We start from the raw sequence: 22,607 nt of genomic DNA, 5'->3' as shown, positions 1-22,607 counted from the left end.
GCTCGTTACGCACAGAACTACCCTGAGGGGTGGGGCAATTGAGCCCGAAAGGTACAAGAGGCTATAGAGCCATGCCGCTGCGGCGACGGGTCTGGGTGACGCTCGGAGCGGTCGTCGTCGGCGGCACCGGAATCGCCACGTACGCCATGGCCGGACCGGACACGGCGGGCGGCGGGGCGGCGCGCAGCAAGCGGCCGGTCGAGGTGTACGACATCGCGCTGCGTTCGGCGGGCGCCGGGAAGCGCGAGCTGCCGCGCACCGCCACCGAGCCGTTCTCGCTGCTCGGCGTCTCCTGGCAGGGCCCGCGGAAGACGGTCGAGGGCCGCGCCGAGGTGCGCACCCGGTCGGTGGAGAGCGGCGCCTGGTCCGTGTGGCAGCCGCTGGGCCTCGACCCGCATGTGCAGGAGGACGTGGAGCCCGGTATGCGGGGCGCGTCCGAGCCGCTGTGGGTGGGGCCGTCGGACGGTGTCGAGGTGCGGGTCGTCGCGGCCGACGGAACCTCGACGGACAGCCTGCCCAAGGGACTTGAGGTCAACCTGGTCGACCCGGGCGTGACCGCGAAGGAGGCGAGCGACCCGGCCCTGGACCCGGAGGCGATGAGCCCGGCGGCGTACGCGCTGCCCGCCGCCACCGAGGAGCCGGCCCCCGCCGACCCGACGCCGACGGACCCGGCGCCCACGGGCCCCGCGCCCGACCCCACGACGCCCGCCCCCACCGCGGAGCCGACGACGGAGCCGACCACCGGGCCCACCGGAGAGCCCACGGGCGAGCCGACCGGGAACCCGACCGGGGAGCCCACCACGTCCCCCGAGCCCACCCCGACCAAGCCCCCGGCGCCGCCGTCCACGGTGAACCGGCCGCCGATCATCGGCCGGGCCGCGTGGGGCGCCGACGAGTCCAAGGTGAAGGACCCCGTCGAGTACATCGACAAGATCCAGGCGGTCTTCGTCCACCACACGGTCGGCGGCAACAACTACAGCTGCGCCGAGTCCCCGGCCCTGGTGCGCGGCATCATGGCGTACCACGTGGACGTCGAGGGCTGGAACGACCTGGGCTACAACTTCCTCGTCGACAAGTGCGGCCGGATCTTCGAGGGCCGGGGCGGCGGCGTCGACCTGCCGGTCAAGGGCGCGCACACCTACGGCTACAACAAGTACTCGACCGGCATCGCCTTCCTCGGCGACTTCGAGGGCAATGCGACCACCCCGGCCGGACGCCCCAGCCGCGCCGCGCTCGAATCGGCGTCCCGGGTCGCGGCCTGGAAGCTCGGCCAGTACGGCGGTGACCCGCAGGGCAAGGTGACGCTGCAGCAGATCCTCACCAAGTCCGACGGCACCGAGTACAACGGCGTGCTCAAGGAGTTCAACGTGATCTCCGGGCACCGGGACGGCTTCGCCACCCAGTGCCCCGGCGAGAACCTGTACGCGAAGCTCGGCGAGATCCGCCGGTACGCCGCGAGCCCGGCCCGCGACTCCGCCGTCCCCACCGCCGACGTCGACCGCGACGGCATCCCCGACCTGGTCGCGGGCACCCCGCGCGCCTCCGGCGGCGTGGGCACCCTGACCGTGGTGCCCGGCGGCCTCGACGGCCCCGTCGCCACCGCCAAGCGGACCCTCACCCAGTCCAGCCCCGGTGTCCCCGGCGCCTCCGAGTCCGGCGACAACTTCGGCGCCGCCACCGCGTGGGGCGACATCGACGGCGACGGCCACGCCGACCTCGCGATCGGCGCGCCCGGCGAGGACGACACCTCCGGCCACGCGGACCGGGGCGCCGTCACCGTCCTGTACGGCCCGTCCCTGGCCACCGGCACGTCCTTCACCACGGGCGCCGGCGCCCCGACGACCGGCGCGAAGTTCGGCTCGGCCGTCACCGTCGGCGACTTCAACTCCGACGGCAAGGCGGACGTGTTCGCGGCCGCCACCGGCAGCGGCGGCGGCTGGTACGCGCGCACCGGCTCCGGCACCGGCACCGGCGGCGCCCTGACCTCGGCGACCGGAGCGCTCTCGTACGCGGACGCCGCGACGGGCGACTTCAACCGCGACGGCTACGGGGACGTGGCCCTCAACTACCGCGACCAGTCCGGCGTCGGCCGCGTCGCCTGGTTCAAGGGCGGCAAGGCGGGCCTGACCAAAGTCGGCGTGCTCTCCGTGAAGGGCGGCCGCTCCCTCGCCGTCGGCGACTTCAACGGCAACGGCTACGACGACCTCGTCATCGGCCAGCCGTACACCGCAGAGTCGGGCGCGTACGCGGGCGGTCAGCTGACCATGGTCCTCGGCACGTCCACCGGGTTCACCACGACCGGGATGCGCACGATCCACCAGGACACGTCCGGGGTGCCGGGAGCGGCCGAGGCGGGCGACGCGCTCGGCTGGTCGGTGTCCGCGGGCGACGTGAACGCCGACGGGTACGCGGACGTCCTGGCGGGCGCGCCCCACGAGGACATGACGCGCGACGGCACGGCCCGCAAGGACGCGGGCACCAGCCTGCTGATCAAGGGCACGTCGACCGGCCTGAGCGGCACCGGCACGGTCGCGTACACGCAGGACACCACCGGCATCAGCGGCGCCACCGAGGCCGGCGACCGGCTCGGCTCGGCCGTCGTCCTGCACGACCTGTCCGGCTACGGCCGGGCCGACCTCGCCATCGGCGTGGACGGCGAGGACGCGGGCAACGGCACGATCCTGCAGCTGGACAGCGGCAGCAAGGGCGTGTCCACCACCGGCGCCGTGTACTACGGCGTCACGCAGCTCGGCACTCCCGCGGGCGCCCGCCTGGGCGAGTCCCTCACGCCCACCGGCTGAGGCCCGGCGGAAGCGGTGCGCCCGGGGCCGTCCACGCCCCGGGCGCGCCGCGCCTCCCGGCACCGCCGAGCCGGGCGGTACGCGGCGGGTGCGCCTCGTACCCTCGTCACATGACGGAGCAGGAGATCCAGCTCAAGGCGATCGCGGCACTCACGGCCCTGCGTGGCGGAGTCGGGGCGGACTATGTGTCCGAGCTGCTCGGGGAGGTCGTCCCCACGCAGTTCCTGGTCCCCGACACCCAGGACCCGGCGGAGATCAGCGAGGCCGTCCTCGCCCAGCTGTCCGAGCCGTTGAGCAATCTGTTCAACGGCCTTGTCCTGGCCTTCCAGACGGTTGCCGACGCGTACGACAGCACCGAACCCGACAGTCCCACCGAGGCGGTCCTCCAGGCCCTCGCGCTGCAGATCGCGCGCGAGGAGGAGTGACGTCCCGCACCGCGAGACGCCTGGTCCCTACAGCTTTTCGGCGCCCCCGATCCGAACCTCCGGACGGGGGCGCCTTGTTGTGCGCCCCCGTGAACGTTCCGGGTGAACGAGGGCTGCACGGGGGCTTGACGTTGTCGTGGGACGGAGGGAACTGTGTTGCGCACTGAGGTCCTGGTTGCGCCATATGCAATCACCGGGAGTGGTGGCGTTCGAGCCCCGCCCGGCATCCCCCCTTCGAAAGGCGTCGGATGAGCAAGGTCATGGCTAGGAAAGCAAGATCAGAAACACGGATCGACCCGGCGGTCCTGTACGTGTCCGTGACGTTGGCGGCCCTCTTCGTCGGCTGGGGCGTCTTCTTCACCGACAGCCTCGCCGCGGTGGCCGAGTCCACCCTCGGGCTGGTCATCGACCGGTTCGGCTGGTTGTTCGTGCTGGCAAGCGCCGGTTTCGTGCTCCTCGCCGGGGCGCTCGCCGTGAGCCGGTTCGGCGACATCCGGCTCGGCCGGGACGACGAGCGGCCGGAGTTCCGTACCGCGTCCTGGGTCGCGATGATGTTCAGCGCGGGCATGGGCATCGGGTTGATGTTCTACGGGGCGAGCGAGCCGGTCATGCATATGGCGAGCCCGCCGCCGGGCACCGCCGAGGCGGGCTCGGGGAACGCGGCGCGGGTCGCCCTCGAATACTCGTACTTCCACTGGGCCATCCACCCGTGGGCGCTGTACGCGGTGGCCGGGCTCGTGCTCGCCTACTTCGGGTTCCGCAAGGGCGGCAGCAACCTGATCAGCTGTGCGTTCCGGCCGCTGCTCGGGGACCGGGTGGACGGGCCGATCGGCAAGTCCATCGACATCCTGGCGATCTTCGCGACGCTCTTCGGCTCCGCCGTGTCGCTCGGTCTCGGTGCGATGCAGATCAACAGCGGCCTCAACTCGGTGTGGGGCGTTGGGAGTTCGACGGGGCTCGCGGTGTCGGTCATCGCCGTGCTCACGGTGCTCTTCGTGCTGTCCGCGCTGTCGGGTGTGCACCGCGGCATCCAGTGGCTGAGCAACGGCAACATGATCCTGGCCGGGGTGCTGTTGTTGTTCGTGTTCGTCGCCGGGCCGACGGTGTTCATCCTGAACAGCCAGACCGAGGCCGTCGGCGGCTATCTCGCGTCGCTGCCGCAGATGAGTTTCCGCACCGGTGCGTTCGGCGGCGGCGAGTGGCTGTCCGGGTGGACGGTCTTCTACTGGGCGTGGTGGATCTCCTGGACGCCGTTCGTCGGCATGTTCATCGCGCGGATCTCGCGCGGCCGTACGATCCGGCAGTTCATCGTCGGCGTGATCCTCGCGCCGAGCCTGGTGAGCGTGGTGTGGTTCGCGATCCTCGGCGGTACGGCGCTGAACCAGGAGATGCACGGGGCGAAGCTGTCCGAGGCCGTCGCCAAGGGCGAGGAGGCGGGCCTTTTCGCCACGCTCGCCAACCTGCCCTGGTTCCAGGTCACTTCGGTGGTCGTCATGGTGCTCGTCGGGCTGTTCTTCGTCAGCGGGGCGGATGCGGCGTCCGTGGTGCTCGGCACGCTCTCCTGTCGCGGCAGCGTCAACCCGAGCCGCCTGGTGGTGATCCTCTGGGGCGCGCTGACCGGTCTGGTCGCGGCGGTGCTGCTGATGGCCGGCGGGCTCGAAGCCGTCAAACAGGTGGCGATCCTCGCGGCGTTCCCGTTCCTGTTCGTGATGATCGGCATGTGCGTCTCGCTCGTGAAGGCACTCCGTGCCGAACCGCACCCCGGTGACCCAACTTCCGTTCTGAGAAAGGAAGTTGAGGACGCCGTCGAGGCGGAGGAGTCCGCCGGTCCGGCCGGTGTCATGGCGGGCGCGCGGGAGTCGTAGGCCCCCTCGGGGGCGCGGTCGGCGGGACCGTTCCCGTGCCGCTTTCGGCGCCGCCTCGCAGCGCCTTGACAGCGCCCCCGGACCCCCTCCAGACTCGTTGCGTAAAGCGAAGCCTGTTTCTTTATGTGCAACGAGGAGTCGATGATGATTCCCGTACGTCGCGTTGCCGAGCCTCAGCCGAATCCGTCCGCAGGGGATGCCGAATGAAGACCGTGGCCGTGATCGGAGGCTCGCTCGCGGGCCTCGCCGCCGCACGCTCGCTGCGCGGGCAGGGGTACGAGGGCCGACTCGTCGTCGTGGGCGACGAGCTCCACCGCCCGTACGACAGGCCGCCGTTGTCGAAGGGCTTCCTCAAGGGCGCGGTGCCCGAGGAGGAGCTGGCCCTCGAGGCGGAGGACGACGACCAGCTCGACGCCGAGTGGCTGCTCGGCACCCGGGCCACCGGCCTCGACATCCGGGACCGGTCGATCCACCTCGACGACGGCCGCGTGCTCGGCGTCGACGGAGTGGTGGTCGCCACCGGCGCCGGGGCACGGCACCTGCCCGGCGGCCAGAACCTGACCGGCGTGCATGTGGTGCGCACCCTCGACGACGCCCGTGCACTGCGGGCGGACCTGGCCCGCGGCGGTCGGCTCGTGGTCGTCGGCGGCGGCTTCATCGGCGTCGAAGTCGCCTCCACCGCACGGGAGTTGGGGCTCGACGTGACGCTCGTCGTGTCCGGCGCCGTACCGCTGGCCGGGGCCCTCGGGTCGGCGATGGCCACGGAGCTGGCGCCGATCCACGCCGACCACGGCGCGCGCGTCGTCGGCGGCGCGAGCGTCGTCGGCGTGACCGGCACACCCGGCACGACCGGCGTGCCCGGCCGGGTGGAGGCGGTCCAGCTCGCCGACGGCCGCAGCGTGCCGGCGGACATCGTCGTCGTCGGCATCGGCGCCGCGCCGCACACCGACTGGCTCCTCGGCTCCGGCGTCGAGCTGGACGACGGCGTGCGCTGCGGGGCCGACGGGACGACCAACATCCCGCAGGTCGTCGCGGTCGGCGACTGCGCCGCCTGGTACGACCCGGCCCTCGGCCGGCACCGCCGGGTCGAGCACTGGACCGGCGCCAACGAGCGGCCCGCCACGGCCGTCGCAGCCCTCCTGTCCGGCGGCACAGCCGCGTTCCGGCCGCCGAAGCCGCCGTACTTCTGGTCCGAGCAGTACGGCGTGCGCATCCAGTTCGCCGGACACCTCGGGCGGGCCGACAGCGTCGCCGTCGAGGAGGGCAGCGCCGACGACCGCAGCTTCCTCGCCGTCTACCGGAGCGCGGGCGAACCGGTCGCCGTCCTCGGCGTGAACCGGGCCAAGCAGTTCACCCGGTGGCGCAAGCAGCTCGCCGCCGCGGCGGTGGGGGTCGGAACGGCATGAGCACGGTCGCACGGCCGACCCCGGGAGCCCTCGCGCTGCAGGCGCGGGGGCTCCCCGGCTCGGCACCGCTCCCGACGCAGGGAACCAGGACGCTGGTCATGGGCGTCGTCAACGTCACCCCCGACTCGTTCTCGGACGGCGGCCGCTGGTTCGAACCGTGGCAGGCGGTCGCCCACGGCCTCGCGCTCGTCGACCAAGGCGCGGACATCCTCGACGTGGGCGGCGAGTCCACCCGGCCCGGCGCCCGACGCCCCACAGCCGAGGAGGAGTTGAGGCGCGTCATACCCGTCGTACGCGAACTCGCCGCGACCGGCGCGCGGGTCAGCGTCGACACGATGCGGGCCGAGGTGGCCGCGCGGGCCGTCGAAGCCGGAGCATGCCTCGTCAACGACGTGTCCGGCGGGCTCGCCGACCCCGAGATGCTGCCCTTCGTCGCCGACGCGGGCACGCCGTACGTGGCGATGCACTGGCGCGGGCACTCCGCCGGGATGCAGGCCAACGCGGTGTACGACGACGTCGTGACCGATGTGGTCGACGCGCTGCGGCTGCGCGTCGAGGCGGCGGTGCTCGCCGGGGTGCGGCGCGAGGCGATCGTCGTCGACCCCGGACTCGGGTTCGCCAAGGACGCCGACCACAACTGGCAGCTGCTGGGCCGCCTCCCCGAAGTCCTCGCCCTCGGGCATCCGGTGCTCGTGGGCGCGGCCCGCAAGGCCTTCCTCGGCCGGCTGCTCGCCGACCCGGTGACGGGGGAGCCACGGCCGGCGCGCGAGCGGGACGCGGCGACGTCCGCGGTGTCGGCGCTCGCTGCGGTGCAGGGGGCCTGGTGTGTGCGGGTTCATGATGTTGCGTCTACGGCGGATGCGGTGCGGGTCGCTGCGCGGTGGGCGTCGGAGGCGGGTGCGCCCTCCTGACCTCCCCCCTTCCGCTTCCGCGGGGGTGGTTGTTCGTCTGCGGCGCCGTGGTGGGCAGGGGTCGTCGGGGCTCCGCCCCGGCCCCTCGGGCTGTCGTTCGGCTGCTGCGCCGTGGTGGTTGCTCGCGCAGTTCCCCGCGCCCCTTTGGGGTTGGGGCTTTGCCCCTGGCCCCGGGGGTTGTTGTTTGTCTGCTGCGCCGTGGTGGCTGGTCGCGCAGTTCCCCGCGCCCCTTTGGGGTTGGGGCTTCGCCCCTGGCCCCAGGGTTGTTGTTTGTCTGCTGCGCCGTGGTGGTTGCTCGCGCAGTTCCCCGCGCCCCTTTCGGGGCTTCGGTTGTCGTGGTTGCTCGCGTGGTTTTCCGCGCCCCTGAGGCGGGGCCTCTTGCTCCGTAGGGTTCGGGGAGGGGGCGCCGGGCGTGGGCAGGGGTTAGATCGCTCGGTTCAAGCGGAGTGTTATTTCGTCGGCGCCTGCCGTCAACGCCGGGGCTATTTCGTGGAGGTGGGGTTCCGTGAAGCGGTAGGCCGGGCCTGAGGCTGTCAGGGCCGCTACCGTTTCGCCGGTCGCCGAGCGGATCGGGGCGGCGATCGCGTTGAGGCCTTCCTCGTACTCCTCGAGGGCCAACGCATAGCCCTGGGCGCGGACTTCGGCCAGGGCCTTCTCCAGGTCGGCCTCCGACGTGAGGGTGTGCGGCGTCGTACGGGGGAGGCCCGCCTCGGCGAGCAGTGCCGCGCGCTCCTCGGCGGGCAGGTACGCGAGCAGGACCTTGCCGTTGGCCGTGGAGTGCAGCGGCGTCTGCCGGCCGACCCAGTTCTGCGCGGTGATGCCGGAGGGGCCGCGGACCTGGTCCAGGTTGATCACGCAATGCGCTTCCAGGACCCCGATGTTGATGGTCTCGCCGAGTTCCTGCGCGAGCCGGTCGCAGATCTTCCGCCCGTACCGCGTCACCGGGATGCGCCCGGTGACGGCCCCGGCGAGGCGGACGATGCCGAAGCCGAGGTGGTACTTGCCGCGTTCGCCGTCCTGCTCGACCATGCCGTGCGCCTCCAGGGCGCCGAGCAGCCGGAACGCGGTCGACTTGTGGACGTCCATGGCGGCAGCCACTTCGCTGACGCCCGACTCGCCGTGCTCGGCGAGTATCTCCAGGACGGCGACAGCACGGTCGACGGATTGCACCCCGCCGCCGGCAGCGCCTGCAACCCCAGCACTGTCGTTGCTCATGGCGCAACTATAAGTGAATTGCCCAACTTGACTACCCCCTTGCGGAGCGAAGTTCGCGCGGCTCCCGCGCACGCGGAACGGGCGCCCGTACCTGCGGGAGACAGGCGCCCGGAGAGCCCCGGCGTACGGCCCGGATCAGCGGAAGACGACCGTGCGGTTGTCGTTGATCATCACGCGGCTCTCGCTGTGCCACTCCACCGCGCGGGCCAGCACCCGGGCCTCCACGTCACGGCCGAGCGCGACCAGGCTCGCCGCGTTCTGCGAGTGGCTCACCCGCGTCACGTCCTGCTCGATGATCGGGCCCTCGTCCAGGTCGGGCGTCACATAGTGGGCCGTGGCGCCGATGAGCTTCACGCCCCGGTCGTGCGCCTGGTTGTAGGGCTTGGCGCCCTTGAAGCTCGGCAGGAACGAGTGGTGGATGTTGATCGCCCGGCCTTCGAGCTGCTTGCACAGGTCGTTGGAGAGGATCTGCATGTAGCGGGCGAGGACGACGAGATCCACGTCCAATTCGGCGACCAGGGCGAGGAGTTGGGCCTCCGCCTCCTCCTTCGTGTCCGGTGTCACCGGGATGTGGTGGAAGGGGATGCCGTAACTCTCCGCCAGCGGTTCGAAGGTCCGGTGGTTGGAGACGATCGCCGGGATCTCGATGTTGAGCGAGCCGGTGCTCTGCCGGAACAGCAGGTCGTTCAGGCAGTGGCCGAACTTCGACACCATGATCAGCGTGCGCGTCGGTGTCGACGTGGCATGCAGCTGCCAGGTGATCCCGTACGCCTCCGCCACCGGGCCGAAGCCGGAGCGCAGGTGCTCCAGGGTGGCTTCCGGATCGGATACGTCGAACTGGACCCGCATGAAGAAGCGGTTCTGTTGCCGGTCGTCGAACTGCTGGCTCTCCTGGATGTTCCCGGAGTGGTCGACGAGGAACCCGGTGACCGCGTGGACGAGGCCGGCGCGGTCGGGGCACGAGAGGGTGAGGACGTACTCACTGCCGGGGTTCGGGTGCAGGGACACGGGGTCCTCCCAGAGATGCGTATAGCGCAACACAGTGATTGATGCGCAACATAGTCGGGGTCGGTGCGCGCTCCGGTCAAGAGCCTTCCGGGGCCCGGTTTCCCGTGAATTTCCGGCGTGCGCCCGCCGTTCGAACCGCCACCTCGACCGATGGCCGACAGCGCCCGGAAACCGGCTCTCCCGCACGGGATTCACCCCTTGACAGCGCCTTGGGGCGGCTGCACTGTTTGTTGCGCAACCCGATGTGCGTTGCACATCAAGCAACTTCTTTCTGAGTTTCTGATGGGAGAGTGGCGGCGATGGCGGGACCGCGCGTGGTCATCATCGGGGCGGGCGTCGTAGGCGCGGCGCTTGCCGACGAGCTGTCCGTACGGGGCTGGACCGAGGTGACCGTGGTCGACCAGGGGCCCCTGCCGGCCACCGGCGGCTCCAGCTCGCACGCCCCCGGCCTGGTGTTCCAGACGAACGCCTCCAAGGCCCTTACGGAGATGGCCCGTTACACCGTGGAGAAGTTCTCCGCACTGGAGATCGACGGGAAGCCCTGCTTCCTGCAGGTCGGCGGCCTGGAGGTCGCCACCACACCGGAGCGCCTGGCCGAGCTGCAGCGGCGGCACGGCTGGGTGACGTCCTGGGGCGTCGAGGCCCGGCTCGTCGGACCCGAGGAGTGCGTGCAACTGCACCCGCTGGTCAACCCCGACCGGGTGCTCGGCGGACTCCTCATCCCGACCGACGGCCTCGCCAAGGCCGTCAACGCGGTCGAGGCCCAGCTCAAGGCCGCGGAGGAACGCGGCGTACGACTCCTCGGCGGGCACGAGGTCCTCGATGTCCTGACCGAGGACGACGGCGAGGGCGGCGAGCGCGTCACCGCGGTCGTCACCGACCAGGGCGAGATCGCGGCGGACATCGTCGTGTGCTGCGCCGGCATCTGGGGCCCGAAGGTCGCCCGCATGGTCGGCATGGACCTGCCGCTGACCCCGCTCGCGCACCAGCTCGCCTGGACCGGGCCCGTGCCCGAGCTCGCCGGGCAGACCGAGGAGGCGGTCCGGCCGATCCTGCGCCACCAGGACGCCGACCTCTACTACCGCGACAGCCACGACCGGCTCGGCATCGGCTACTACGGCCACCGTGCCATGCCCGTCTCGGTCGACGACATCGCCTCCCTCGACGAGGCCGAGGAGATGCCCTCCGTACTCCGCTTCACTCCGGAGGACTTCGCCCCGGCCTGGACCGAGACGCAGTCCCTGCTGCCCTCGACCCGCGAGGCGAAGGTCGAGGAGGGCATCAACGGGCTGTTCTCCTTCACCACCGACGGCATGCCGCTGCTCGGTGAATCGCCCGAGGTGAAGGGCTTCTGGGTGGCGGAGGCGGTGTGGGTGACGCACTCCGCGGGCGTCGGCCGCGCCGTGGCCGAGTGGCTGGTCGACGGCCACTGTTCGTCGTTCGACCTGCACGAGTGCGACGTCAACCGCTTCGAGCCGCACCAACTCGCCCCGGAGTATGTCCTGGCGCGCGACTGCCAGAACTTCGACGAGGTCTACGACATCCTCCACCCCCTCCAGCCGGCTGGTGCGCCTCGGCCTCTGCGCACCAGCCCCTTCCACCCCCGTCAGCAGGAGCTCGGAGCCACCTTCCTGGAGGCCTCCGGGTGGGAGCGGCCGCAGTGGTACGCGGCCAACGAGCACCTGCTGGCGGGGCGGGAGATCCCCGTGCCCAACGACTGGGCGGCACAGTTCTGGTCGCCGATCGTCGGCGCCGAGGCGCAGCACACCCGTGAAGCGGTCGCGATGTACGACATGACCGCGCTCAAGCGCCTCGAAGTCACCGGGCGCGGCGCCGCCGCGTTCCTGCAGCGCCTCGTCACCGGCAACGTCGACAAGTCCGTCGGCTCGGTCACGTACACCCTGCTGCTCGACATCGACGGCGGCATCCGCAGCGACGTGACGATCGCGCGGCTCGGCCGGGACCGGTTCCAGGTCGGTGCCAACGGCAACCTCGACCTCGACTGGTTCACCCGGCACCTGCCCGCCGACGGCACGGTGCAGGTGCGGGACATCACCGCCGGGACCTGCTGCATCGGCCTGTGGGGGCCGAAGGCCCGCGAGGTGCTGCAGCCGCTCACCGACGCCGACTTCTCCAACGCGGGCCTGAAGTTCTTCCGCGCCAAGGAGGCCTACATCGGGTCCGTCCCGGTCACCGCGATGCGCCTGTCGTACGTCGGTGAGCTGGGCTGGGAGCTGTACACCACCGCCGACATGGGCCTGAAGCTGTGGGACACCTTGTGGGAGGCCGGGCAGGAGCACGGCATCATCGCGGGCGGTCGCGGCGCCTTCAACAGCCTGCGCCTGGAGAAGGGTTACCGCTCCTTCGGCGCCGACATGACCTACGAGCACGACCCGTACGAGGCCGGCGTCGGCTTCGCGGTGAAGAAGGACAAGGAGGACTTCATCGGCAAGGACGCCCTGGAGCGCCGCGCCGAGAACGTCACCCGCCGCCTCACCTGCCTCACCATCGACGAGCCGAGCGACGTCGTCATGGGCAAGGAACCCGTCTACGACGGCGACCGTCCGGTCGGCTACGTCACCAGCGCCGCCTACGGCCACACCATCGGCAAGGGCATCGCCTACGCCTGGCTCCCGGCCGAACTCGCCACCCCCGGACAGCAGTTGACCATCGGCTACTTCGACCGGCGGATCACCGCGGTCGTCACCGCCGAGCCCCTGTTCGACCCCAAGATGACGCGCCTGCGCGGCTAGCACAACGCTAGGAAAGGTGTCAGACATGAGCGCGAAAATCCTCGACGGCAAAGGCACGGCGGCCGCCATCCGTGCCGAACTCGCCGCGCGCGTCGCGGTGTTGGCCGAACACGGCGTCGTCCCCGGTCTCGGCACGGTCCTGGTCGGCGACGACCCGGGCAGCCACGCCTACGTGGGCGGCAAGCACCGCGACTGCGCCCAGGTCGGGATCGCCTCGATCCGCCGCGACCTGCCCGCCGACGCCACCCAGGAAGAGGTGGAGGCGGTCGTCGACGAACTGAACGCCGACCCCGCCTGCACCGGCTACATCGTCCAACTCCCGCTCCCCAAGGGCCTCGACGCCAACCGCGTCCTGGAACGCATGGACCCGGCCAAGGACGCCGACGGACTGCACCCCGTCAACCTCGGCCGGCTCGTCCTCGGCGTCGACGCCCCGCTACCCTGCACCCCGCGCGGCATCGTCGAACTGCTCCGGCGGCACGACGTCCCGCTCGACGGCGCCCGCGTCTGCGTCATCGGCCGCGGCGTCACCGTAGGACGGCCCATCGGCCTGCTCCTCACCCGCCGCTCCGAGAACGCCACCGTCACGCTCTGCCACACCGGCACCAAGGGCGTCTCCTGGCACGTCCGCGAAGCCGACGTCGTCGTCGCCGCGGCCGGCTCGGCGGGCCTCATCACCCGCGACATGGTCAGGCCCGGCGCGGCCGTCCTCGACGTCGGCATCAGCCGTACGGAAGAGGGCCTGCTCGGCGACGTGCACCCGGACGTCGCGAACGTCGCGGGCTGGGTCGCGCCGATGCCGGGCGGCGTCGGGCCGATGACCCGGGCGATGCTGCTCGCCAACGTCGTCGAGGCGGCCGAGCGCGCGGCGGGCCTCGCGTAACCACCTTGATCCTCAAGGGAGTTGAACCCGACTCCCTCTTATACGGGCGGCCCCGCCCGGTCGACCGCACCGGTCGGCCACGGACCGCGGCCGGGCGGGGCCGTCGGCACCATCGTTCGTCCCGATGTTCGTCCCCTGTGATTCCACGTTCGTCCCATGTGAATCCACCTGACCACCACCTGACCACTGGCCGTGTGGCCGAGTGCTTCTCTCAGAGGTGAACCATGACTACTGCCGGACTGCCGGAGAGCCTGATCTCGACTCTCCCCGGTGAGCACTACACGGACCCGGAGATCTTCCGTCTCGAGCAGGAGCGGATCTTCGAGACGATGTGGTTCTGCGCGGCCCGCTCCTCGGACCTGGGCAAGCCCGGTGCGTTCAAGACCGTCGACGTCGGCCGGGAGAGCGTGCTCATCAGCCGCTCCCGCGACGGCTCGGTCAAGGCCTTCTACAACGTCTGCCGGCACCGTGGCGCCAAGCTGTGCACCCAGGAGTCCGGCGAGGTCAGGCGCTCCTTCCAGTGCCCGTACCACGCCTGGACGTACGACCTGGACGGCAAGCTGATCGCCGCGCCGAACCTGACGAAGATGCCGGACATCGGCCGTACCGAGTACGGGCTCGCGCACGTGTCGGTGCGCGAGTGGCTCGGCTATGTGTGGGTGTGCCTGGCCGAGGACCCGCCCTCGTTCGAGGAGTCGGTGATCCAGGACGTGGTGGACCGGCTCGGCGACGCGGACGCGATCGTCGGGTACGACATCGAGAACCTCGAGGTCGGCAAGCGCATCACGTACGACGTGAAGGCGAACTGGAAGCTGATCATCGAGAACTTCATGGAGTGCTACCACTGCGCGACCATCCACCCCGAACTCACCGAGGTGCTCCCGGAGTTCGCGGACGGGTTCGCCGCGCAGTACTACGTGGGGCACGGCGCGGAGTTCGGCGGTGACGTGCAGGGCTTCACCGTCGACGGCTCGGAGGGCCTGGACCGCATCCCGGGCGTCTCGGAGGACCAGGACCGCCGCTACTACGCGATCACGGTCCGCCCGCAGGTGTTCATCAACCTGGTGCCCGACCACGTGATCTTCCACCGCATGTACCCGGTGGCTGCCGACCGCACGATCGTCGAGTGCGACTGGCTGTACCTGCCGCACGTCGTCGAGAGCGGCAAGGACGTCAGCCGCTCGGTGGAGCTGTTCGACCGGGTCAACCGCCAGGACTTCGACGCCTGCGAGCGCTGCCAGCCGGCGATGAGCTCGCGCCTGTACGCCAAGGGCGGCGTCCTCGTCCCGAGCGAGCACCACATCGGTGAGTTCCACGACTGGGTCCAGAACCGCATCGGCACCCACTAGCCACGTCTCCCCGTAGGAGGGGCGCCGCAGTCACCGGACTGCGGCGCCCTTCGCGTGCGTAGACCGACTGGTGCGGACGGAGTCCGAGGGCGCGCCCTCTACGGCCCCGACGTGGGCCACAGCGCAGCTCCCGCGTGCCGACAGGCGGCCCACATGCGGCCAGGCGGCCCGAGTGCGGGTCGGCCCGCGTGCGGGAGGGCGCCCCGCGTGCGGAGGGCGCCCCGCGGCAGTCGTGCCGGTGACGGGGCGCCCACGGCCGGGTCGGTCAGAGCGAGGCGTCCCACGAGGGGAGGGCGGGCTCGACAGCCCCGGCCGGATCGCCGGACACGTCCCGCCGTACCGGCTGTTCCGTCCAGATGACCTTGCCGCGGGCCGTGTAGCGCGTGCCCCAGCGCTCGGCGAACTGGGCCACCAGGAACAGGCCGCGCCCGCCCTCGTCCGTCGTGGCCGCGCGGCGCAGGTGCGGGGACGTGCTGGAGCCGTCGGCCACCTCGCAGATCAGGCTCGCGCCGTCGTGCAGGAGCCGCAGGCGTATGGGGGCCGCGCCGTAGCGGATCGCGTTGGTGACCAGTTCGCTGATCATCAGCTCCGCCGCGAACGACACCTCCCCGAGGCCCCAGGCGTCGAGCCTGCGCGTGACGTCGGCGCGGACGCGGGCCACCGCGGCCGGTTCGCTCGGCACGTCCCACTCGGCGACCCGCTCCGGGGCGAGGAGCCGCGTACGGGCCACGAGCAGCGCCACGTCGTCCCGCGGCCCCGACGGCAGCAGCGCGGCGAGCACAGCCCGGCAGGTCTCCTCCGGGGTGCGGCCGGGCCGGGCGAGCGCGCCGCGCAGCAGCTCCAGGCCGACGTCGATGTCCCGCTCCCGGTCCTCCACCAACCCGTCGGTGTACAGCGCGAGTTGGGAGCCCTCCGCGAGCCGGATCTCCGCCGTCTCGTACGGCAGCCCCGCGCCCAGGCCGAGCGGCGGAGCCACCGGCACGTCCGGGTACTCGGCCCGCCCGTCCGGGTGGACCACGGCGGGCCCGGGGTGTCCGGCGCGGGCGACGGAGCAGACCCCGGAGACCGGGTCGTAGATCGCGTACAGGCAGGTCGCGCCGGTCACCGCCGTGCCCCCGCCGTCCGCCTCCGTCTCGCCCTGGTCGATCCTGGCCACCAACTCGTCGAGGTGGGCGAGGAGTTCGTCGGGCGGCAGGTCGAGGGCGGAGAAGTTGTGCACGGCGGTGCGCAGGCGGCCCATGGTGGCGGCGGCGTGCAGCCCGTGCCCGACCACGTCCCCGACGACCAGCGCGACGCGCGCGCCGGGCAGCGGGATCACGTCGAACCAGTCGCCGCCCACGCCCGAGTCCGCGGGCAGATAGCGGTGCGCGACCTCGACCCCGGAGTGCTCCGGAAGCCCGTGCGGCAGCAGGCTGCGCTGCAGGGCGACGGCCATGGCGTGCTCCCGCGTGTAATGCCGGGCGTTGTCCACCGACACGGCGGCGCGGGCCGCGAGCTCGACCGCGAAGGACAGGTCCTCCGGCTCGAAGGGCCCGCCCTCCGCCCGCCAGAAGTTCACCACGCCCAGCACCACCCCACGCGCCCGCAACGGCACGGAGACCAGCGACCGGACCCCCGCGCCGAGCAGCCCGGCCGCACTCTCACCGGTCCGCCCCCGCCAGCTGTCGGACGCCGCCAACTCCCGTACGAGAAGGTCCTGTCGGTCGCTGTCGGGGAGGCGGCCCACCTTGGTCCCGGCCGGGTGGAACGGGCGGTCCCCGCGCACCCCGTGCACCACCGTGCGGACCAGCTCCCCGCCCTCGCCGCCCGGGTCCTCGCCGCGCGGCACCGCGTCGAGGAGCTCGACGGTCACGAAGTCCGCGAACCGGCCCACCGCCACCTCGGCCAACTCCCGTGCCGTGCGCTCCACGTCGAGCGTCGAGCCGACGCGTACGCCCGCGTCGTACAGCAGCTGCAGCCGGTCCCTCGCCACCTCGGCGCGGCCCGCGAGGGCGCGCAGCTCCGTGGTGTCCCGCAGCGTCGCCACACTGCCCGCCGTGCCGCTCCGCCCGTCCACCGGCCGCTGGTTGACCGCGATCAGCCGGTCCCCGGCCAGATGCACCTCGTCGGCGGTCGGCCGGCCGGACGAGAGCAGCGCGGCCGTGCCCGGCTCCAGGCCCAGCTCGCCGATGCTGCGCTGCTCGGCGTCCGGCGGCAGGTCGAGCAGCCGCCGCGCCTCGTCGTTGGCGAGCAGCAGCGTGCCCGTGCCGCCGACGACGATGACGCCCTCCCGCACCGAGTGCAGGACCGCGTCGTGGTGCTCGTACATCCGCGTCATCTCGGCCGGGTCGAGGCCGTGCGTCTGGCGTCGCAGCCGTCTGCTGACCAGCGCCGAGCCGGCGGTCGCGAGCAGCAGCGCGCCCGCCGCCGAGACCGCCAACAGCGGCAGCTGCTCCGTGACTTGTGCGTCCACGCTGTGCACGGCGATGCCCACGGACACGAGCCCGACGACCCGCCCGCCCGCGTCCTCGACCGGCACCATCGTGTCGACGGACCGGCCCACACCCGGGGTGTCGTACGTGGCCTGGTGCACGCGGTCCGACAGCGCATCCGCGAACGAGCCGGTGACCCGTCTGCCGATCAGGCCGGCGTCCGGATGGGTCCAGCGGACACCGCTCGGGCTGAACGCGATGACGTAACTGACCCCCGACCGTTTCCGGGCCGCCTCCGCGCGGGGCTGGAGCAGCGCGCTCGGGTCGTCCGACCGCATCGCGGCGAGCGTGCCGGGCGCCTGCGCGAAGGCCTGCGCGCCGACGAGCGAGCGGTCCCGCGCCTCCTGCAGGCTCGTGCTCCTGGCCTGCAGCACGAGCGCCGCGACCGCCGCGAGGACCAGCAGGACGACGACCGACAGATGGAGCAGGAAGACCTGCCCGGCGACGCTGCGGCTGCGGGCGGGTGCGGAACGCGTGCGGCTGGGGCGGCCCTGGCGGCGGGGTGCGCGCATGGAGCCCTCCGTCCTCGACATCGACATCGGCATGGGCTGGGAGTGCGGTGGCGAAAGGGGGGAACGGGCGGGGCCCCGAACGGTTCAAGGGCGGGGCCCCGAACGGTTCACGGGCGGACCCTGGGCGGTTCAGGTGCGGGCCCCCGGAACCCCCGACGCGGCAGACGGCCGGCCCGGCCGCCCTCGGGGGAGGCCAAGTCGGCTGTCTGCCGCGGGTGGTGGAGGCACAGGCCCTCGGAGGGCCCGGCGTCAGGAGCGTTCGAGCTCGCCGTCCTGGCGGCCCGCGGTCGGCTTCGCCGCCGGGCCGCTGCGGCGCGCGGACGCGGTGCCGGGCGGGGCGCTGGTCTCGGCCAGGGTACGGCCGCGGGTCTCCTCGGCCCACAGCACGGACACGAGCCAGCCGCCGAGCGTGATCGCGGCGCCGATCAGCATCGTCGGGCCGATCCCGAGCCGGCTCAGCGAGATCGGCAGCAGGTAGGTGCCGAGTGCGGCCCCGACCCGGCTGATGGACGTGGCGACGCCGCCCGCGGTGGCGCGGATCCCGGTCGGGAACAGCTCGTTGGGGTACGTCCACTCCAGGACCGTCGGCCCGCCGGAGAACAGCGCGTACGCGCAGAAGCACAGGATGACCGCCGCCATGGGAAGCGAAGAGCCGCCCCCCAGGACGAGCAGGGGGACGGCCATGAGAGCGAAGGACCAGATGATGACGGGCCGGCGTCCGATCCGGTCCACCATCCGCAGCGCCGGCAGACAGCCGAGGACGAACACGATGCTGATGAGGGCGGAGCCGAGATGGCTGGCGTTGCCCTCACCGAGCCCGAACGAGCCGAGGATCGTGGGCCCGAACGTCATCAGGGCGAACATCGGGGTGATCTGACACATGTAGAACAGGCCGCAGAACAACGTCCGCCGCAGATAGGCGCCTTGGAACAGATCGCGGACCCGGCTCTGCACGACGGACTGCTCGGCGGCCGACGCGGCGAGCAGCTCCTCGATCGGCACGGTCCGGCCGAGCGCCTTCTTGATCGCGTCCTGCGCCTCCGCCGTACGGCCCTTGTTGACCAGCCACAGCGGCGACTCGGGCGTGCCGAGCCGCATCAGCAGCACCAACGCGCACAGCACGGCCGACGAGGCGACCATCCACCGCCACGCCCCGTGCCCGCCGATCTCGGCCATCACGTACCCGGTCGCGTAGGCCGCGGCGGCGCCGATGTACCAGGCGAGGATGAGGACGCCGAGGAGCCGGCCGCGGTGCTTGTTGGGCACCCATTCGGCCAGCAGGGACGTCGCGATGGGATAGTCCGCGCCGATGGCGACGCCGAGGACGAAGCGCAGGATGACGACCTGCCAGCTCTCGGTGACGAAGACCGAGAGGACGGACGCGCCGACGAGCACGGCCAGGTCGATGGTGTACATCGCCTCGCGCCCGAGCTTGTCCGTGACCGCCCCGAAGAACAGCCCGCCCACGAAGATGCCGACCAGGGCGGCGGCCCCGATCAGGCTCTCCTCCGCGGTGGTCAGGCTGAGTTCGTGGCTCATGCCCACCAGGGAGACGCCGATGATGCTGAGCAGATAGCCGTCGAGGAACGGGCCGCCGGCGCACGCCCAGGTGAGTTTTCGATGGAACTTGTTCAGGGGCGCCTCGTCGATGGCACGGATGGACATCAGAACTCCCGGAGTAGGGGACGGGGGACCGCGCGGGCGGCCGCGCGCCGGGGGCACGCACCGGGTCGGGCCCAGGGCTGGGGCACTTCCCGGGCGTTGCACACTGTGTTGCATAGTTCAGTACGAGTTTCTGCATGCGCAACAAACCATCCATCCGGAGGCGACGTCAAGACCGACAGCGGCCCGACGGGGGCCCGGCGGGAGGTCGGCGACGGGCCCTTGGCGCACCCGGCCCGGGCCTGTCGCGGACGGCTCTTGACGGTGGTCCCGACGGGCGGTCATCGTTGCGACCAGTGAAGTCTGGTGCCCCATGCGCAACAGACGAACTGCGCCACCCGCTGGGACCGGCCGGGCGGCCGGTGGGCCCTCGTCGAGGAGCTTGCAGTGACACATGAGGTACGCGCCGTCGTGGTCCGCGAGAAGGGGGCGCCCGCGTCGGTCGAGACCGTCCTGGTCCCCGACCCCGGCCCGGGGGAGGTGCTGGTCAGGGTCGACGCCTGCGGGATCTGCCCGGTCGACCTGCACCACCGCGAGGGCCGCGCCGCCGCCTCGTACCCCGTCCTCCTCGGGCACGAGGCGGCGGGTGTGGTGGAGGCGGCCGGAGCGGGCACACGGCTCGCACCCGGGGACTTCGTCGTCCTCAACTGGCGTGCGCCGTGCGGGAGTTGCCGTCTCTGCAGGCGCGGCAGGCCCTGGCACTGCCGGGTCCCGCTGCGCGCCGCCCGATCGACGGCACTGCCGGACGGCGCCGAGCCGGCCCCCGTCCTCGGCGTCGGCGGGTTCGCCGAGAAGACGCTCGTCGCCGAGGGGCAGTGCGTACGGGTCGACCCCGCCGTGTCCCCGGTCGCCGCCGCACTCCTCGGCTGCGGCGTCCTGACCGGCTTCGGCGCGGCCGTCCGCACGGGCGCGGTCGGGCGCGGGGACTCCGTCGCGGTGATCGGCTGCGGCACGGTGGGCCTTGCGGCGGTCGCGGGCGCGCGGGCGGCCGGGGCGCGCCGGGTCGTCGGCGTCGACACCGACGGCCGCCGCCTCGACCGCGCCGAACGCCTCGGCGCCACCGGCACCGTCGACGCCTCCCGGATCGACCCGGCGGACGGAGTCCGGGCCCTCACCGACGGTCTCGGCGCGGACGTCGTCGTGGACGCGACGGGCACGGCCCGTACGGCCCGACAGGCCCTGCGCGCTACGGCGTCGACCGGAGTCGCCGTACTGGCGAGCGCGCCCGGGCAGGGCGAACTCGGAGCGCCGGGCGCCGTCGTCGAGCTGCCCCTGCGCGACCTGCACGCCTGCGGCGCCGCCCTGTGCACGTCCTGGTACGGCGACAGCCTCCCCTCCCGCGACCTGCCCGCCCTCGTCGACCTCCACCTCGCCGGCCGCCTCGACCTGGGCGCGTTCCAGGGGGAGAGGCTCGCCCTCGCCGACGTGGCCGGCGTGCTCGCGCGCGCGGCGAATTCGGGCGGCGCGGTGGTCCTTCCGGGGCGCTAGCACGCCCCTGGGAACCCGCTGACCGGCGCGTTCCCGGCGTGCCCCGCCCGGCGCCCCGCACCCCGCCGCGAACCGCTCGAAATTCCCCCTTGACACCGCCCCGAAACAACCGGAACAGTGTTGCGTATAGCAAGGTGAGTTGCGCGATACACAACAGCAGCACGACAGCTGAACAGCAGTCGCACAGCAGTCGCACCGCAGTACCGAACGGCGACAGCAACGCCGCGGCGAGGTGCCGACCGTCCCCTCGCCCAGCCGGGCACCGCCCCCGCTTCCTGGAGGTTCTCCCATGATCACGGTGTGCCGTATCGACGACCTGCCCCCCGGCGAGTCCATCGTCGTGACCGAGGGCGTGCCCGCGCCCGTGGCCGTGTTCCACACGGAGGACGGCGAGGTCTACGCGATCGACGACACCTGCTCGCACCAGGATGCGTCGCTCGCCGACGGCTTCCTGGAGGGCTGCTTCGTCGAATGCCCCCTGCACGCCGCCTTCTTCGACCTGCGCACCGGCAAGCCCACCTGCGCCCCGGCGAAGTTCCCGGTCCGCACGCACCAGGTCTCCGTCGAGAACGGCCACATCCTGCTGCACATCTCGGTCGGGGAGCCCGCATGAGGAGCGTCACCGTCGTCGGCGCGTCCCTCGCGGGACTCAGCGCGGTCCGCGCGCTGCGCGCCGAGGGCTTCGAGGGCGACATCACCGTCGTCGGCAAGGAGCTCCATCTCCCGTACGACAGGCCCCCGTTGTCGAAGGACTTCCTCAAGGGCGACATCGACGCCGGTGCGCTCGCGCTGAGCGAACCCGAGGAGTACGAGGACCTGGAGGCCAAGTGGCTGCTCGGTGAGGCCGCCGTCCGCCTCGACCCGGCCGCCCGCACCGTGACCCTCGCCGGCGGGCAGGAACTGCGCAGCGACGGCGTGGTCGTCGCGACCGGCGCCGCCCCGCGCACCCTGCCCGCCGCGGACGCCCTCGCCGGGGTGCACACCCTGCGCACCCTCGACGACGCGCTCGCCCTGCGCGCCGAACTCCTCGACGGGGCGCCGCGTGTCGTCGTCATCGGGGCGGGCTTCATCGGCGCCGAGGTCGCGTCGACCGCCCACCGGCTCGGCCTGCACGTCACCGTCGTCGAGGCCGCGGACGTGCCGCTCGAACGTCAACTCGGCCGCGACATGGGCCTGTTGGCGGCCTCGCTGCACACCGACCACGGCGTCGACCTGCTGTGCGGCACGGGTGTCACGGGCTTCGCCGGAGAGGGCCGCGTGACCGGTGTCCGCCTCGCCGACGGCCGGCTGCTGCCCGCCGACGTCGTCGTGGTCGGCGTGGGTGTACGGCCCAACACCGACTGGCTGACCGGCTCCGGCGTCGAACTCGACGACGGAGTGGTGTGCGACGCGGGCTGTGCCACCAACATCCCGGGAGTCGTGGCCGTCGGCGACATCGCCCGCTGCCCCCACCCGTTCACCGGCCGGCACGCCCGCATCGAGCACTGGAGCAACGCCAACGAGCAGTCCAGGACGGCGATCCGCACCCTGCTCACCGGTACCTCCGCGGCCCCGCCGACGACCGCGCCGTACTTCTGGTCCGACCAGTACGGGGTGCGCATCCAGCTCGCCGGGCACGTCCCGGCGGGGGCTCAGGTCCGCGTCGTCGAGGGGGACGTGGCGAGCCGGTCGTTCGCGGCCGTGTACGAGATCGGGGGCGAACCCGTCGCCGCCGTCGCCATGAACCAGCCCAAGCTCTTCAACCGCCTCCGCCGCAGACTCGCCCCGGCCCTAGCGACCGCCGCCTGCTGACCGCCGCCTGCTGACCGCCGCCTGCCGGCCGCCGCCTGTCGGCCGAGCCCCAACTCCCTTCCGGTAC

15 protein-coding genes are annotated in these 22,607 nt (G+C 72.3%); 11 read left to right on the top strand and 4 right to left on the bottom strand.

Going from position 1 to position 22,607, the window contains the following annotated elements; translation table 11 throughout:
* The first annotated feature begins 71 nt into the window (after window positions 1-71).
* The 5 genes from ACIDOF_RS35130 (at window position 72) to folP (ending at window position 7,408) form a co-directional block, all read left to right on the top strand.
* Window positions 72-2,801: an FG-GAP-like repeat-containing protein gene (locus ACIDOF_RS35130; protein WP_409010292.1), complete on the top strand. Its 2,730-nt coding sequence runs from the start codon at window positions 72-74 to the stop codon at window positions 2,799-2,801.
* A 110-nt stretch (window positions 2,802-2,911) separates the two neighbouring features.
* A complete protein-coding gene (locus ACIDOF_RS35125; protein WP_409010291.1) occupies window positions 2,912-3,226 on the top strand; it encodes a hypothetical protein in 315 nt (104 codons plus the stop codon).
* A 260-nt stretch (window positions 3,227-3,486) separates the two neighbouring features.
* Entirely contained in the window at window positions 3,487-5,091 is a 1,605-nt protein-coding gene (locus tag ACIDOF_RS35120) for a BCCT family transporter (RefSeq protein WP_409010290.1), read from the top strand.
* Between the two features lie 203 nt (window positions 5,092-5,294).
* Window positions 5,295-6,497: an NAD(P)/FAD-dependent oxidoreductase gene (locus tag ACIDOF_RS35115; protein ID WP_409010289.1), complete on the top strand. Its 1,203-nt coding sequence runs from the start codon at window positions 5,295-5,297 to the stop codon at window positions 6,495-6,497.
* Window positions 6,498-6,595: 98 nt separating this feature from the next.
* Window positions 6,596-7,408 (top strand): dihydropteroate synthase, encoded by an 813-nt coding sequence (gene folP, locus ACIDOF_RS35110; RefSeq protein WP_409010320.1) that lies wholly within the window; start codon window positions 6,596-6,598, stop codon window positions 7,406-7,408.
* Between the two features lie 423 nt (window positions 7,409-7,831).
* Here the strand turns inward: folP and ACIDOF_RS35105 are convergent, their stop codons facing one another.
* Window positions 7,832-8,623 carry an IclR family transcriptional regulator gene (locus tag ACIDOF_RS35105; protein ID WP_409010288.1) on the bottom strand — a complete coding sequence of 264 codons (792 nt, stop codon included), beginning with the start codon at window positions 8,621-8,623 and terminating at the stop codon, window positions 7,832-7,834.
* A gap of 135 nt (window positions 8,624-8,758) precedes the next feature.
* On the bottom strand, window positions 8,759-9,631 hold the full coding sequence (gene purU, locus ACIDOF_RS35100) for a formyltetrahydrofolate deformylase (RefSeq protein ID WP_409010287.1): 873 nt from the start codon (window positions 9,629-9,631) through the stop codon (window positions 8,759-8,761).
* Between the two features lie 299 nt (window positions 9,632-9,930).
* On the opposite strand from purU, the gene ACIDOF_RS35095 reads away from it, so the two are divergent.
* The 3 genes from ACIDOF_RS35095 to ACIDOF_RS35085 all read left to right on the top strand — a co-directional run bounded on the left by ACIDOF_RS35095 (window position 9,931) and on the right by ACIDOF_RS35085 (window position 14,616).
* Window positions 9,931-12,384: an FAD-dependent oxidoreductase gene (locus ACIDOF_RS35095; protein WP_409010286.1), complete on the top strand. Its 2,454-nt coding sequence runs from the start codon at window positions 9,931-9,933 to the stop codon at window positions 12,382-12,384.
* Window positions 12,385-12,409: 25 nt separating this feature from the next.
* Window positions 12,410-13,267 (top strand): bifunctional methylenetetrahydrofolate dehydrogenase/methenyltetrahydrofolate cyclohydrolase, encoded by an 858-nt coding sequence (locus ACIDOF_RS35090; RefSeq protein ID WP_409010285.1) that lies wholly within the window; start codon window positions 12,410-12,412, stop codon window positions 13,265-13,267.
* 224 nt (window positions 13,268-13,491) lie between these two features.
* Window positions 13,492-14,616, top strand: a complete 1,125-nt coding sequence (locus ACIDOF_RS35085; RefSeq protein ID WP_409010284.1) for an aromatic ring-hydroxylating oxygenase subunit alpha — start codon at window positions 13,492-13,494, stop codon at window positions 14,614-14,616.
* A 265-nt stretch (window positions 14,617-14,881) separates the two neighbouring features.
* Here the strand turns inward: ACIDOF_RS35085 and ACIDOF_RS35080 are convergent, their stop codons facing one another.
* Both ACIDOF_RS35080 and ACIDOF_RS35075 read right to left on the bottom strand, forming a co-directional pair.
* A complete protein-coding gene (locus ACIDOF_RS35080; protein WP_409010283.1) occupies window positions 14,882-17,599 on the bottom strand; it encodes a SpoIIE family protein phosphatase in 2,718 nt (905 codons plus the stop codon).
* A 249-nt stretch (window positions 17,600-17,848) separates the two neighbouring features.
* Entirely contained in the window at window positions 17,849-19,264 is a 1,416-nt protein-coding gene (locus tag ACIDOF_RS35075; protein WP_409010282.1) for an MFS transporter, read from the bottom strand.
* A gap of 384 nt (window positions 19,265-19,648) precedes the next feature.
* Here ACIDOF_RS35075 and ACIDOF_RS35070 point away from each other — a divergent pair, with 384 nt between their 5' ends.
* The 3 genes from ACIDOF_RS35070 to ACIDOF_RS35060 all read left to right on the top strand — a co-directional run bounded on the left by ACIDOF_RS35070 (window position 19,649) and on the right by ACIDOF_RS35060 (window position 22,540).
* Entirely contained in the window at window positions 19,649-20,749 is a 1,101-nt protein-coding gene (locus ACIDOF_RS35070; protein ID WP_409010281.1) for an alcohol dehydrogenase catalytic domain-containing protein, read from the top strand.
* Window positions 20,750-21,038: 289 nt separating this feature from the next.
* The gene (locus ACIDOF_RS35065; protein WP_409010280.1) at window positions 21,039-21,362 is read left to right on the top strand and encodes a bifunctional 3-phenylpropionate/cinnamic acid dioxygenase ferredoxin subunit; all 324 of its coding nucleotides are present in this window, start codon (window positions 21,039-21,041) and stop codon (window positions 21,360-21,362) included.
* A complete protein-coding gene (locus ACIDOF_RS35060) occupies window positions 21,359-22,540 on the top strand; it encodes an NAD(P)/FAD-dependent oxidoreductase (protein ID WP_409010279.1) in 1,182 nt (393 codons plus the stop codon). The genes ACIDOF_RS35065 and ACIDOF_RS35060 overlap by 4 nt, the downstream gene beginning before the upstream one ends.
* Window positions 22,541-22,607 lie beyond the last annotated feature (67 nt).

Source organism: Streptomyces sp. Da 82-17 (genome assembly GCF_046098215.1).
Lineage (GTDB): Bacteria > Actinomycetota > Actinomycetes > Streptomycetales > Streptomycetaceae > Streptomyces.
The sequence above is the reverse complement of the archived record's forward strand: the minus strand, read 5'-3'. Positions and strand labels throughout refer to the sequence as shown.